15 protein-coding genes are annotated in these 14,841 nt (G+C 44.4%); all 15 read right to left on the minus strand.

Annotated elements, in window-relative coordinates; genetic code table 11:
- Window positions 1–359 precede the first annotated feature (359 nt).
- Complete coding sequence (gene cdd / locus BLS16_RS01575) at window positions 360–815, minus strand: cytidine deaminase (RefSeq protein WP_427846359.1); 456 nt, start codon at window positions 813–815, stop codon at window positions 360–362.
- 17 nt (window positions 816–832) lie between these two features.
- Window positions 833–1,216, minus strand: a complete 384-nt coding sequence (locus tag BLS16_RS01580) for a diacylglycerol kinase family protein (RefSeq protein WP_092329006.1) — start codon at window positions 1,214–1,216, stop codon at window positions 833–835.
- Between the two features lie 35 nt (window positions 1,217–1,251).
- Window positions 1,252–1,725, minus strand: a complete 474-nt coding sequence (gene ybeY, locus BLS16_RS01585; RefSeq protein WP_092329008.1) for an rRNA maturation RNase YbeY — start codon at window positions 1,723–1,725, stop codon at window positions 1,252–1,254.
- 193 nt (window positions 1,726–1,918) lie between these two features.
- Complete coding sequence (locus BLS16_RS01590; protein WP_427846360.1) at window positions 1,919–4,168, minus strand: HD family phosphohydrolase; 2,250 nt, start codon at window positions 4,166–4,168, stop codon at window positions 1,919–1,921.
- Between the two features lie 87 nt (window positions 4,169–4,255).
- Entirely contained in the window at window positions 4,256–5,431 is a 1,176-nt protein-coding gene (gene yqfD, locus BLS16_RS01595) for a sporulation protein YqfD (protein WP_092329012.1), read from the minus strand.
- The gene (locus tag BLS16_RS01600; protein WP_092329014.1) at window positions 5,431–5,712 is read right to left on the minus strand and encodes a YabP/YqfC family sporulation protein; all 282 of its coding nucleotides are present in this window, start codon (window positions 5,710–5,712) and stop codon (window positions 5,431–5,433) included. Before BLS16_RS01600 ends, yqfD begins: the two co-directional genes overlap by 1 nt.
- A gap of 145 nt (window positions 5,713–5,857) precedes the next feature.
- Window positions 5,858–6,310 carry a GatB/YqeY domain-containing protein gene (locus tag BLS16_RS01605; RefSeq protein WP_092329016.1) on the minus strand — a complete coding sequence of 151 codons (453 nt, stop codon included), beginning with the start codon at window positions 6,308–6,310 and terminating at the stop codon, window positions 5,858–5,860.
- Between the two features lie 12 nt (window positions 6,311–6,322).
- Window positions 6,323–6,499, minus strand: a complete 177-nt coding sequence (gene rpsU, locus BLS16_RS01610; protein WP_014904736.1) for a 30S ribosomal protein S21 — start codon at window positions 6,497–6,499, stop codon at window positions 6,323–6,325.
- Between the two features lie 96 nt (window positions 6,500–6,595).
- Entirely contained in the window at window positions 6,596–6,940 is a 345-nt protein-coding gene (locus BLS16_RS01615) for a histidine triad nucleotide-binding protein (RefSeq protein WP_092329018.1), read from the minus strand.
- 103 nt (window positions 6,941–7,043) lie between these two features.
- Entirely contained in the window at window positions 7,044–8,369 is a 1,326-nt protein-coding gene (mtaB, locus tag BLS16_RS01620) for a tRNA (N(6)-L-threonylcarbamoyladenosine(37)-C(2))-methylthiotransferase MtaB (RefSeq protein ID WP_092329154.1), read from the minus strand.
- A gap of 732 nt (window positions 8,370–9,101) precedes the next feature.
- The gene (locus BLS16_RS01625) at window positions 9,102–9,839 is read right to left on the minus strand and encodes a 16S rRNA (uracil(1498)-N(3))-methyltransferase (RefSeq protein ID WP_092329020.1); all 738 of its coding nucleotides are present in this window, start codon (window positions 9,837–9,839) and stop codon (window positions 9,102–9,104) included.
- Window positions 9,840–10,766 (minus strand): 50S ribosomal protein L11 methyltransferase, encoded by a 927-nt coding sequence (prmA, locus tag BLS16_RS01630; RefSeq protein WP_092329022.1) that lies wholly within the window; start codon window positions 10,764–10,766, stop codon window positions 9,840–9,842.
- A gap of 14 nt (window positions 10,767–10,780) precedes the next feature.
- On the minus strand, window positions 10,781–11,890 hold the full coding sequence (gene dnaJ, locus BLS16_RS01635; RefSeq protein WP_092329024.1) for a molecular chaperone DnaJ: 1,110 nt from the start codon (window positions 11,888–11,890) through the stop codon (window positions 10,781–10,783).
- A 481-nt stretch (window positions 11,891–12,371) separates the two neighbouring features.
- Window positions 12,372–14,219 (minus strand): molecular chaperone DnaK, encoded by a 1,848-nt coding sequence (gene dnaK, locus BLS16_RS01640; protein WP_092329026.1) that lies wholly within the window; start codon window positions 14,217–14,219, stop codon window positions 12,372–12,374.
- 19 nt (window positions 14,220–14,238) lie between these two features.
- A complete protein-coding gene (gene grpE / locus BLS16_RS01645) occupies window positions 14,239–14,841 on the minus strand; it encodes a nucleotide exchange factor GrpE (RefSeq protein ID WP_092329028.1) in 603 nt (200 codons plus the stop codon).

Genomic DNA, 14,841 nt, shown 5'->3' on the forward strand with positions numbered 1-14,841 from the left:
CACATTTTCCAGACAATATTCTTAAAGGGTGTACATTATATCATCTAACATGAAGGCAGGCCGAGAATCGCACCCCAACTTCATTGAAGGCGCACATGAAATGTGCCTTCTCCCAAGCATTTGCACTCCCGTCCCCAGACTAGGACGCAGTGTGATACATCAGCGACGTCTTTTACGTAAGCAGCTAAGCAAACTTCCGTTCAAGCGACCCCAGACACGGGGCAGTGTACAAGGATGTACACTGCCGCCAGTGAGCCACGGACGGCTCATCTGGCGGGAACCCCGCTACCCAAAGAAAAGAGCTTGAATGGTTAGTTTGCTCTGCGTCGTAAGACCGAGTCGATGTACACACAAGTCCCCTATAAAAACTCCGGCCCAAAGGCCTCCGGCAGCAATGCCTTCAAACTTGTCCATCGAATTTGCCCTTTGCCATTTATCAAAATGACTGGACAATCCACAGCAAACTCACGGATTACTTGCCTGCATGCACCACATGGAGATGGAAAAACATCTGTGGGTACCGCAATGGCAATTCCCTTTACTTCTCGTTCTCCTTGGGCAATAGCCTGGAAAATTGCATTTCGTTCAGCACAGATTGTCAAGCCATAGCTGGCATTCTCAACGTTACATCCGGAATAGATCTTACCGGAGGAAAATAAAACTGCTGACCCAACGGGATAATGAGAGTAAGGTACATAGGCATTTTCATAGGCGGCTTTAGCCTTAGAAGCCAACTCATTGAGAATATCAGAATCAAGCAGCCCCTTAAATTCAGTCGCTATTTTTTTAAACAGTTGAGATTGGCTCTGATTCAAATAAATTACCCCCTATTCTAGAACATCTTACTCGCCAAACGTAGTAGTGGAGGAAGAAAAACGACAAAACCAATAACAACTGCCTGAATGGCAGTCACCAACACAGCGCCTGCGGCGATATCTTTTGCCATCCCCGCTAAGGGGTGAAAATTTGGCTGAACCATGTCTACTACAGTTTCAATGGCGGTATTCATTACTTCCGCGCCAATCACGCTGCCGATGGCCAAAATAAGGATCAGCCATTCAAGCCGTGTAACCTCACTCCACCAAGCAAGGAGCAAAACAGCACTACCTGCAAAGAGATGAAATTGGACGTGTTTTTGAGTCCTTACAGTATATATCATTCCTCGCCAAGCCTGATTTAGACTACGCAAAAACCCTGGTTTCCTATAAATCCCCATTTACTCCCTCCCTTAGATTATTGCACAAAAGTATTCTACACTCTCTCTAACTTCAATTCAGCCATTATCTCTTCTTCTTTACTGCGCATTTCTTGTTTATCATTCTCTTCTTCATGATCATAGCCTAATAAATGGAGTAAACCATGAACCGCAAGGTAGACAATTTCCCGTTCAAAGGAATGTCCATATTCCTGGGCTTGAGCCCTTGCTCGCTCAACGGAGATTACTATATCTCCAAGCATTTGATCCTCTTCCTCAATTTCAGGTTCGTCTTCCACCTCTTCCTGCAAAGCAAAAGAAAGAACATCTGTCGGTCTGTCTACTCCTCGATATTCTAGATTTAAAGCATGTATTCGTTGATTATCAACTAGCAAGAGGCTTACTTCCGCTTCTTCAGGGCCATTTGATAGTTGCAGAGCCTCATTTATTGCTTGATTTAATAAATTTGCCAGAGGGTCACGTTCTGCCGGTAAAACCGATTCTTCTTCCCAAGAGATGTCAATGATCACATATTTCGAGTAAACCTTATCTTAAATCTAACCAGAGTAGATTGATTGGTTTACCCTCCCCCCCTTCAAATTGTAACAATTAATCAATAGGATCATTCCAATTTCTAAACTTATATATCTTAACTAGTAGGGTGGCAGTAGTAATACTCCACTCGCCAAAAGATTAGATCACAGAAAATCTTTTTTGCGTAGATCATCTGTCTTGTGAAACCTTTATTTCAGCAGACTCCTCAAGATTATCCCCCTGCTTTTCCTTGGGAGGATTTTTGTCACTCTCTTGAACCCCTTGATCTTCAAGTTTTTTATGCATTGAGTTACTGTTGTTATCCTTTATGTTCGGCATCTCCGGATATTCTACCCGAGAATGAAAAATACCACTCAAGACACGAACAAAGGCCATAGCAATCCGGTCTAAATCTTGAAACGTTAAATCACACTGATCTAATTGCCCGTCGTTTAGCTTGTCTTTAATAATTTTCCGAACAAAGCCTTCGACTCGCCCCGGGGTTGGTTGTTTCATAGACCTTACAGCAGCCTCTACATTATCCGCTAAAGCAACCAGTGCCGCCTCTTTAGTCTGAGGTTTTGGCCCCTCATAATGGAAAGACTCCTCCGGTACATTTTCATATTCCTCAAGTGCTTTATGATAAAAGAAACTCACCAGACTATCTCCATGATGCTGAGCTATAATATCCTGGATCTGCTGCGGAAGTTTATTATCCTTAGCCAGTTCTAATCCGTCTTTAACGTGGGAGGTAATAATCAAGGAGCTTAGAGTCGGAGCAATCTTATCATGGGGATTATCCTGGGTAAATTGGTTTTCGATAAAGAAATACGGACGCTTTAACTTTCCAATATCATGGTACAAAGCTGCAACCCTAACCAAGGTGGCATCCGCTTGAACTGCTTCCGCCGCAGCTTCAGCGAGATTGCCAACTAAAATACTATGATGATAGGTGCCGGGGGCCTCCATCAACAGGCGTTTTAATAATGGTCGATTAGGATCAGATAATTCCAGCAGTCTTACAGAAGAGGTAATGTGAAATCCTGATTCAAACCAATGCAATGCCCCAACTGTTAGAAATGACGATGCTAATCCGTTGACAATACCTAATATCACACCTACTCCCCAAACTGCTAAGCGCATATCCGAAGTCAAGGCGATCCCACTGATAACAAAAACATTTACAGCCGATACAAATATTCCGGCACGAGCTAAATCAGACCGTTGACTTAAACGAGACACACTATAAACTCCTACAATCCCGCCAAAAAGAGCCACCACTCCTGAATGAAGCCCGAAGGAAGTCGATAGAACAGGATCGACTAAAACCGCCACAAAAACTGCTAAAACCAAGGAAACCATAATAGCTATATCCACACCAACCAAAATTGCAACTGTCATAGTTGCCCAGGCTATGGGAATCAGCATACCTGATAAGGAATTAAAGTCGGCCCCCAAATTTAAAGCAATCACTGCACGTCCAATAGCTACAACTAAGCACATAATAAGACCAATCAGAACCAGGCGATTTGTCATAACAAAAATATCTCTTTTATACTGAAACAAATAGGTTAAAATGGAACCCATGCCAATTAGTACGATCAGAGCAATTCCAACCACAGATTTCCAGGCATTCTGGTTATTTATCAACCCATAATCAACCAAAACTTGATAAGTCGTCTCATCAACAATTTCACCGGTACCCACGATTTTTTGAAGAGCCTTATAATGCAAGACCTCCTGCTTTATTAAGGCACGTGCAGCTGCTCGCAAGGCTTCCGTAGTAGGCTCATCTACGATCAAGGTAGGTTGAGTCACTTCTTGATCGATAAACACCTTAAATAATTCTTTGGCATTCTCATCTAACTGGGACTGCTCAAAATCTTTTTTGAGGTTCTCACGAAACACCACCATTTGCTCACTGGTTCTTGCCCCGGAATCTAAATTGCGAGCTCTGCTCATGATAATATCTCTACCGGCCTTTTCAATCTCGTTAAGATCACTCGAATCATTTTCTACCAAAAAAGTCAACGCACTCTCCGAGACACTTGTAAAAAGTTCCCTTTTTCTGAGTTCGTTAATTCTATCCGACTTTGTTGAGGCATCTCGCAAAGCAGTGAAGGCACTCCCAATCTCCTTAGTTAATAGACTCAGATACTCCTCATCCGACTTATACACCGGCTGGACTGCTTTCGAAGCAGCCTCTTTATCTCGATTATACTTTGCCTGATCTACAATATCTTTAGTCCACGGTGCCGTAATAAGCTGTGGACTTGGTTCTCCTACCTCTAAGTGTAATGTGGATACAAAAATATTCGAAGATAATAAAACCGTAAGTAACAGAAAATACATCACCCCAACAATGGCCCTAAGCCAAGTGGTGTGATGTTTAAGCCAATCAAGACGGCCAGATAGCTCATCCCAGATCGTTTTGAACATTTTGATCTTCAATATCATCATCCTTACTTCCCAGTGCCCTTCCTAGGTTTCTTTTAGATCCTAGGACTGAAACATATTGGTACCCTCTTATGGATTCGCGTATACAGCCAAATCCTCGTAGGTTTCCACCTCTACTCTTACTCGTTCTGAACCGGAGTTATCAGAAAGAACCTTAACCGTTTCTGCAACAATCGGTACGCCCTGTGTTAGTTTCTTCTGAACTTCAGCCCGAGCTATTTGTTCAGCTAATTGGCGCGCTTTGGAAACAGTACGTTCTATATGCACATTATGAAGTTCTATATGATTCACTCTTATACCTTCGACAGGAAAGCGCCAATTCCTCCAGAGTTTTAGAGATTGGCTGATCACTTCTTCTCGAGATTGCTCAAAGGGAGATTTTTCTGCTGTTAGCATTATAACGCGAGAGCCGATTTTTATACCCCTTCCTTTGGCCACTCTCCCACTTTCCTCCACCTTATCCTCGACTAAAGGGATTTGTCCTTCAGCACTATACCACACTCGCGCTCGAACGAATCCTCTGGCTACAGAAACAGGGGCATTTTTAGCACTGCTCATATTATTCACTTCCGGACTCTTAATTAATACTTGCCCAGCCCGAACAGTTTCACCTTCATGAATCAGGGGAGTTCCGTCAATTACCATAATTTCCTTTACAATTCCGGCCCGACTTGCGACAAGGTTACCGACTTCATCCGGAATAGACGGACGGGTTTTTTCCGAAACTCTGATTTGAATGCTTGTTCCCTGACGTTCTATGCCAATCCAAGCTGCATCCGGAAGTTGCTCCTGAAGTGATTTAGCTATTCCGTTTAAATCTAAGTCTTTAGAGTACACCCATGTTCTAAGCCCGAGTTTCTCTGCACGTTCTATAACGTCAGTGGCAATGAGATTCTTATTTCCTGTCACAGAAATAGAGAGGACAAGTTGAGACAATATCGTAAGAACCGAAGCAATGATAACGATTCCGATTAACAATCCTTTTCTTCGCCACCAACGCGCAGCAACAAAAGGCCAGCCATATTTAGCAACAATGTGAACTCTAGTATGGGTACGACGGGCAGGTCTGCGCAATCGCCTGAAATCGGCAAGCTTAATTTGAGCACGCATACCCCGCTCAGATTTTTGTGTATGATAGAGAACGATGCCTTCTTTTGATACCTGATTAACGAAGTGTGCTAAATGCTCTCCCCTTGCCAGGAAAAGAATTCGCCCGTACCAAAACCTTCGCAGCCATTCAAACATTACTTCGTCTCCCCTCCATCAAACCAAAAGGAAGACAGTTCCCCTTCAATTTGCAGTTCTGTCGCTAAAATGACCTTGAGCATTAACCCCTTCCCTCTAAAAAAGATATCCCCTTCCGCAGTTTCCAAGCGTATCTCTTCTTCCGAGAAATTTTGGATACTAATATAGTTCTCAACCATTATTTGTCTTTTTCCGGTTATTGTAATTTTAGGACCTTCGCCCACTACATCCGGTGGAAAATCCAAAACTTCTCCAACACTGGTTTGTATTTTCTTAAACAAAAAAAACCCTCCCCTCACGAATATTTATGAAGGGAAAAGCAATAATAGTCCAAGCCTTAGAATTTTCTCTTAAATATGCTAATCTTATAAAATTGTAAAGGCTCAGTTACTTGTGTAACTGAGCCTTCTCCTAAAACTAAACTTACTATGCCCCAAGAATTTCCCGTACAATTTGATTGACAAGTTTGCCATCTGCACGGCCTTTTGTCTTAGGGGTTACTGCCCCCATGACTTTCCCGAGGTCTTTAAGGCTTTGTGCCCCTAGTGTGGTAACGGTCTCATTAACGAGTTGGCGAATATCCCCTTCAGAAAGCTGTTGAGGAAGGTAATCCATAAGAACAGCTATTTCCTCTCCCAAAGCTTTAACCTGATCAGGGCGATTCGCTTGCCCGAAAACCTCAAGCGCATCCCGACGCAGCTTCATTTCGCGAGCTAATACTTCGATGACTTGCTCATCGTTAAATTCAATCCTCTTGTCGATCTCAGCATTTTTTATGGCAGCCCTAGCCATTCGAATGACGGAAAGTCTTACCTTCCCCTCCTCTTTGGCCCTCATGGCAACCTTCATATCCTCAATCAAGCGATCTTTCAGGGTCAATTGAGACACTCCTTACTTGAACTTGCGTTTACGCGCAGCTTCAGACTTTTTCTTTCTCTTCACACTCGGTTTTTCATACGCCTCGTGCTTACGAGCTTCTGCGCTAACACCTGCCTTTTGACAAGAACGCTTGAACCGGCGGAGTGCGGCATCAAGGGATTCATTTTTACCAACTTTGACTTCACTCATTGTCTATCCCTCCCTCCACTGGATCATCACAAATATACCTTTTTATTATACTGGATGAAGTAGGTTGCGTCAAGCGCACTTCAAATGTCAGATTGGTCAGCCGATATTGGCATTTAAAGCCTTACCTCCGAGCAAATGAAAATGCAGATGCCCAATGACTTGGCCTCCATCTGTTCCGGTATTTGTGACTACCCTGTAACCTGATTCTGCCACGCCAAATTCCTCGGCAAGCCGACGAATAATACCGAAAAGATGACCAATTAATCCTTCATTATCAGATGTTACATCATTAAGACTTCGCAAATGAACTTTTGGAATAACAACCAAATGTACCGGAGCTAACGGCTGAATATCTTTGAAAGCAATTATTTCATCATCTTCGTAAGCAATTTCGCTGGGAATTTTTCTAAGGGCTATTTGACAAAAGATACAATCTGACATTAGTGTTCTTAACCTCCTATATCTTATTCACAAAGAGTATTTATTGACAACTTCAAAGGGATTATTCTGAAAGGATGAGCCTACAAAATTATAGCACTTATTTTTAAGCAAGGGAGATATGGTGTTCTTCCAAAACAACCGTAACAAACTCTCCGGCTGCCCACTGACGCCCATCTTTATCTGCTGGAATTTCTACCTGAATATAGTGAGGAGTATGTCCTATAGCACTGCCTTTTAGATCAACTTTTTCAACTAACACTTCTACCGATTTTCCAATAAACTGACGGCAAAACCTCACCTGACTTGCACGAGCAACATCTAATAACTCCTTAACTCGTTGATCCTTCAGCTTTTTCAAAACTTGATCAGGATAATCCGCTGCCGGAGTTCCTTTCCGCTTAGAATAGGGAAATACATGAATTCCAGCAAAATTACAGGACTTGGCAAATTCAATAGTAGCAGCATGGTCTTCATCAGTTTCCCCAGGAAAGCCGACAATAATGTCCGTTGTCACAGCCAGATTTGGAATCCGTAGCCGGAGTTTTTCCAGCAAACCTTTGTAGTCCTTTAAATCATAAGGACGATTCATTCTCATTAAAATCCTATCGCTCCCGCTTTGTAAAGGTATATGTACGTGGGGGCAGACCTTATCAAACAAAGCAATTTTCTCAATCAACTCATCAGTATATTCCATGGGCTCAATCGAACTCAAACGCAAGCGACGAAGTCCCGAGATTTTTTCTAACTCACCAACCAGGCGGGCCAAGTTCCAATCTTCGCTCAAGTCCTGACCATAATACCCGGTATGAATACCCGTCAATACCACCTCCGGATACCCTTCCTCTACCAAACGCCGAGCCTCTGCAATAGCGTTCTCAGGAAGCCGACTGCGCAAAGGGCCCCGGGCATAAGGAATAATACAATAGGTACAAAACTGATTGCACCCTTCCTGAATCTTCAGCATAGCCCTAGTCCGATGTTCTTCACTTAGTTGAGGCAGTTCCTCAAATTCTTCAGCGTCCCAAATCCCACGCACAGCATTCTGAGGAGCCTTCTCGACTTTAACTCGATCTATCCACTCCAGGATCTTCGCCCGATCCTGGGTACCAATCACCAGATCCACACCCTCAATACCCAGCACTTCCCCAGGAGCAGTTTGAGCGTAACAGCCCATTACCACCACAACACTCTCCGGGTGAGCCTTAATCATTCTACGAATAACCTGACGAGATTTGCTATCACCAGTATTCGTCACTGTACAGGTATTAACCACCACGACATCCGCTTCTTCAGAAGAACTAACTACCTGATACTTTGCCTCGCGAAAAAGCTGAGCCATGGCTTCGCTCTCAGTTTGGTTCACTTTACAGCCTAAAGTTACAAAACAGACAGCCCCACCTGGCAGTGGGGACGTTTTGTTTGCCAGCATACCTTTAGTTTTATCTAAGGCTTCTGTTGTAATTGCAATTGTTCCTGATACCTTTTCAGTTAATCCCAGCGACTTCTTTTCCATGGACCCTATTTGACCTCCTTCCTTATCGTTGTCGTCATCTTTCCTCCATGCCCCTTAACTGCCCTATTTCCTTACATTTGAAAAGCCTCTCCTAAGAAAACTCCCTTGGCGCTAATATATAAAATCTAAAATATGGTAAACATTAATGTGCCTTGTCTCAAAGCAACGTCAGAATGATTTTTCAATTTCAATCTATCAAAACATGTCGCCATTTAACAACCCAATGTACAGAAGCAGCACGCAAAGCCAAAGTAAGCGAGCAAAGGGACAAATTGTTCATATGCTATCTGTGGTGCCTTCCAGTACCTTCGACATGGCAAACAAAACGTCCCCCTGCCATTGCCTTGCCAACTTCTTGCTTGCCACTTGCATTGAAGGCGCACATGAAATGTGCCTTCTCCCGAGCATCCGTACCCCTCGTCCCCAGACCAGGACGCAGTGTGATACATCAGCGACGTCTTTTACGTAAGCAGAATAGCAAACTTCCGTTCAAGCGACCCCAGACCGGGGCAGTGTACAAGGATGTACACTGCCGCCAGTGAGCCACGGACGGCTCATCTGGCGGGAACCCCGCGCCCCAAAGAAAAGAGCTTGAACGGTTAGTTTGCTCTGCGTCGTAAGACCGAGATGATGTACACACAAGGCCTTCTACCCTAAATCCCCGAAATGCCCCAAGACCAGGGTAATCGCCGCCATTGCCGCCGTCTCTGTCCTAAGAATCCTCGGCCCTAAGGAAACACTCTGAGCGCCAAGATTTTCTTGCACCCAAGCAACCTCGCTTTCCTCAAAGCCTCCCTCGGGACCGATGATGATGGCAATAGGATGTTCGGAAGTCATGGTTTTCAGAACAGAAGCCATCCGTTGAGTCTTCTCTTCTTCATAGGGAATGATCCATTGGGTATCCTCCGGTAGTTGCCCCTTGAGCTCTTTCCAATCACAGACCTCAAATACTTCAGGCTCTTGTACCCTGTGGGACTGCTTAGAGGCCTCAGAGGCAATCTTTTGCCAACGGGCGACTCTATCTTGAGCCTTCTTCCCTTCAATATGTACAATAGAGCGTTTGGCACGCAAAGGAATGAGTCCGGTCATTCCTAATTCGGTTCCTTTCTGGATCACCCACTCCATCTTTTCCCCTTTGGATAGCCCCGCCACGATATAGACGGAAGTATGAGCCTCTACATCAGGTTGATCCGTACTCAGAATCCGGCAAGTAACACTTTTATCCTCAATATTTACAATAACACCAGTATACTCTCTCCCGGTGTTATCATAACCTACGACTAAATCTCCCGGCGACAGACGGAGTACCCGAACGAGATGCTCTCGTTCTGCATCACGCAGCCAAAAAACATCTCTTCCTAATTCCGTAACCTTAAACCGATTCAATTAAGCCCACCTCGCTCGAAATAAGATCCAGCCAGAGTCTTCGACACGGTCAACAATCTTCAGTCCAGCTTCCTTCAGCCCAACTTCCACCTCTTCAGCACGTTTATCAATAATTCCCGAGGCCAAAAATTCCCCAGTCGGCTTCAAAATCCGCTTCAAATCCGGAAGTAACCCTAAAATTACATCCGCAATAATGTTAGCAATGACGACATCTGCCTGTCCTACTAGTACTGTCCCCAAATCCCCACGTAATACGCGTACTCGGTCGCCCACATTATTCAGATCAACATTTTCTTGAGCAACTTTAACCGCAACAGAGTCTAAATCAACTGCCTCAACCTTGGCCCCCAACTTTGCTGCAGCAATAGCCAGAATACCCGAACCTGTTCCCAAGTCGAAAACCACATGTTCCGGTTTTATCATGTCCTCTAAGGTCCTTAAACATAAGGTTGTTGTAGGGTGGGTTCCCGTCCCAAAGGCCATGCCCGGATCCAGCTCAAGAACAACATCCTCCGGCTTAACTTCAACCTCTTCCCAAGTCGGTTTTACCAAAAAGTTCTTGCCAATATATATGGGCTTAAAATAGGCCTTCCAAGCCGTTGCCCAGTCTTCTTCCTTCAATGAGATCCCTTTAGTATGAATAATCCAGTCCGGATACCGCTCCAGCAACCCTGAAATCCCCTGTTCAAGGACACAAAGCTTATCTGCAAGCTCTTCATCCTCAGGAAAATACCCCTTAACCACAGAGGTGCCTGTGAGCTTAACCTCTCCAAAACTATGATAATCCCACTCTCCGGATTCAATGTATTGCACAAAAAGTTCCGGATCCTCTATACTGACTCCCTGACAACCTAACTCATAAAAAAGATCGGCAACAGCTTCCTCTCCTTCAGATGAAACTGTTACCGCAACTTCACGCCAATCCATGTTTATACTCCTTTTCACCCCATTGCATCGCGGAGGTTTTCTTTAAACTTTTCAAACAGTGACTTTTTACCCATTTGTTGTTGTTCAGAAGTAACGTCCCCGAAATCACGGAGGAGTTTCTTTTGCTTCTCATTAAGTTTAGTAGGAGTTGTCAAAACAACTCTAACATGCTGATCTCCTCGGCCGGTTCCTCGGCGACGAGGTATACCATGTCCTTTTAGCCGGAAAATCGTAGCGGTTTGAGTCCCTTCGGGAACTTTCATCTTAACAACCCCATCCAGAGTTGGAACATCAACTTCCGCACCTAAAGCCGCTTGAACAAAAGTGATGGGAATCTCGCAATAGACATCATTGCCATCACGTTCAAAAAACTTATGAGGTTTCACTTGCAAAATGATATACAAATCTCCTGGAGGCCCGCCCTTAGATCCTGCTTCGCCATCACCGCTAAGCCTTAAGTTCAAACCATCTTCCGAACCTTCAGGGACATTGATTTTAAGAGTCTTGACCTTGCGAAGCTTCCCTTGTCCATGACATGTGGAGCAAGGACTGCTAACAGTACGACCTTCCCCATTACAAGTTTGACAAGTTCTGGCCGTTTGAATGTGACCAAAAGGAGTCCGTTGCGTAACCTTAACTTGACCGCTGCCATGACATTGAGAACAAGTTGTGGGATGCGTACCCGGCGCTGCACCTGAACCCTGACAATCCGTACAGGTCTCGTCCTTGGGAATCTGGATTTCTTTTTCAACGCCAAAGGCTGCTTCTTCAAAGGTCAAGGTCATTGCATAGCGCAAATCAGAGCCCCGTTGGGGACCATTACGACGTTGACCACCACCGCCTCCACCGAAAAACATATCGAAAATATCGCCGAAGCCTCCGGCGTCCCCAAATCCGCCCATACCTGGGTCTGCGTCACCGAACTGGTCATAACGCGCTCTCTTCTGAGGATCACTTAAAACATCATAGGCTTCAGTAACTTCCTTAAACTTTTCTTCTGCTTCCTTATTCCCAGGATTAACATCGGGATGATATTGGCGAGCTAGCTTTCTATATGCTTTCTTAATATCCTGCTCGCTAGCATTCCGTTCGACCCCGAGCACTTCATAATTATCGCGTTTCATTACTTCCCTCCACACTCCTGCTAAACCCATCCACTCGGACAGCAAAGTCCTATAGTATTATATGATCCTTCGCCCTGAAGCACAAGGAAATATCCACTTTAAAGGAAATCCTTAAATTTCCACAAACAAACGCGGGCACAAAGGCTTTCAACCTTTGCACCCCCAAAAATATCCTAAATAACTCTTACCCTGAGATTTGCTAACACTAACCTAGTAATCAAGCTAGATAGCGACGGCACTGTGGTAAGCGGAGCAACCCCCAGCCTATTCCCTGCCCCGTCCGACCCAGCCAGCCGGCCGGAGCGAACTTGCGCAGCGAACCTTTAGGCAGAGTCGCGTCAATCGAGCTTAAATTACGAGGCGCCAGTGTGGCAGAGGTTTACTTGCAGAAAGCCCAGAGGTTTGCCACGCTCGCCTCGTAATCAAGCTCGATAGCGACGGCGCCGTGGTGAGCGGAGCAATTTCGCTCCGGCCCTCGCTATTATAGATCCTTCTTCACTTCAGTAAACTCAGCATCCACTACATCATCATCCTTTTTGGCTTGTTCAGCACCGGGTTGTTCACCGGCACCGGCACCACCTGTGGGGTCTTGGGCAGCTTGCTGTTGATACATTTTCTCAATATAAGGATGAAGAACTTTATTAAGAGCCTCAACTTTTGCATTGATCTCCTCGACGTTATCACCGGCAGCTGCAGTTTTCAAATCTTCTACTGCCTTTTTGATGGATTCAACTTCACCAGCGTCGCCTTTACCTTCAAATTCCTTTAAGGTTTTCTCAGTTTGATAGGCCATTGAATCTGCTTGGTTTTTAGCATCAATTAGCTCTTTGTGTTTCTTGTCTTCCTCAGCATGAGCCTCAGCATCTTGCTTCATTTTTTCAATATCTTCTTTAGAAAGCCCGGTAGAAGAAGTGATCGTTACTTTTTGCTCATTTCCGGTAGCCACATCTTTTGCCGAGACGTGAACAATACCATTAGCATCAATATCGAATTTAACTTCGATTTGGGGGATACCCCGGGGTGCAGGAGGAATTCCGGTAAGTTGGAAACGACCTAAAGTCTTGTTGTAACTGGCCATTTCACGCTCCCCTTGGAGAACATGAATGTCAACAGAGGTTTGGTTGTCTGCAGCCGTTGAGAAAGTTTGTGATTTAGTGGTTGGAATTGTAGTGTTACGCTCAATAATCCGGGTGAAAACTCCACCTAAGGTTTCAATCCCTAAGGAAAGGGGAGTAACATCCAACAGGATCATATCCTTAACTTCACCACTAAGCACGCCCCCTTGAATTGCAGCGCCCATAGCTACTACTTCATCCGGATTAACCCCTTTATGAGGCTCTTTGCCACTGACTTTCTTAATAGCTTCTACAACAGCGGGGATACGAGTCGATCCACCAACCAGAATAATTTGGTCAATTTGATTCCAAGATAATTTGGCATCTTCAATGGCTTGACGTGTAGGTCCAATGGTGGATTCTACCAGGTCAGATGTAATTTCATCGAACTTAGCTCGAGTAATATTCATATCTAAATGTTGAGGTCCATCCTCAGTCATTGTGATAAATGGCAAGTTAACATTGGAGCTGGTAACCCCGGAAAGCTCAATCTTAGCTTTTTCTGCCGCTTCTTTTAAACGTTGAAGAGCAACTCGGTCTTTGCCAAGATCCGCTCCATGGCTCTTCTTATATTCTGCAACCATATAATCGATTAAGCGTTGGTCAAAATCGTCGCCGCCCAAATTGTTGTTTCCACTGGTTGCCTTAACTTCAACCATACCTTGACTTAACTCAAGAATGGATACGTCAAAGGTACCGCCCCCTAGATCAAAGACTAAAACTGTGGAATCGTCTTTTTTGTCAAGACCATAAGCAAGTGCCGCAGCAGTTGGCTCGTTAATGATCCGCAAGACATCAAGTCCGGCAATGGAACCTGCATCCTTGGTTGCTTGACGTTGAGCATCCGTAAAATATGCCGGTACTGTAATAACCGCTTGAGTGACCGGTTGACCGATATAGGCTTCTGCATCAGTCTTGAGCTTCTGAAGAACCATGGCGGAAATCTCTTGAGGACTGTAAGTCTTATCTTCAATTTTCACTTTAAAATCTGTTCCCATATGACGCTTAATGGAAATAACAGTTTTATCCGGATTTGAAACAGATTGGCGTTTAGCAACCTGGCCGACTAGTCTTTCACCGGTTTTAGAAAATCCTACGACAGATGGAGTTGTACGATTTCCTTCTGCGTTTGGGATAACGACAGCCTCTCCACCTTCCATAACTGAAACGCAAGAGTTAGTTGTACCTAAGTCAATACCAATAATTTTACCCATTATAATCTTCCTCCTTTAACTAGTTCGAAACCTTAACCATGCTGGGACGTAAAACTTTTTCTTTAAGGTAATACCCTTTTTGTAGTTCTTCGACAACCGTGTTTTCCGGATGTTCATCAGACTCTACTCTGAGCACTGCATCATGGAGATTGGGATCAAAAGGCTGGCCGGTAGCCTCAATCGCCTTAAGCCCTTCTTTATTAAGCGCAGTTTGCAATTGACGGTAAATCATGTCTATCCCCTGGGAGAAGGCATTGAAGTCCGGGTTTACTTGGGCCGAACTGGCCGCCCGTTCAAAATTATCTAAAACCGGTAGTAACTCTGATATAAGGCGTTCAGATGCATATTTAATGATCTCTGTTTTTTCCTTCTGAGTGCGTTTTCGGTAGTTATCAAATTCTGCCTGTAATCGTAACAAATGATCTTTATGCTCATCAGCTTTAGCTTTTGCTTGAATAAGCTCAGCTTCCAGAGTCATTATCTTTTCTAAAGGACTCATATCGTTACTATCCAGACTATCTTCTTCCGGAGGATTCTCAAGGTCACGCTCTAGCGTATCCTCCACTTGACCCTCATCCGTACTTTTTGGGCCTCTGAGAGTTTCTTCTCTCATTCGCGCCAT

This window comes from Desulfosporosinus hippei DSM 8344 (assembly GCF_900100785.1).
Taxonomy (GTDB): Bacteria; Bacillota; Desulfitobacteriia; order Desulfitobacteriales; family Desulfitobacteriaceae; genus Desulfosporosinus; species Desulfosporosinus hippei.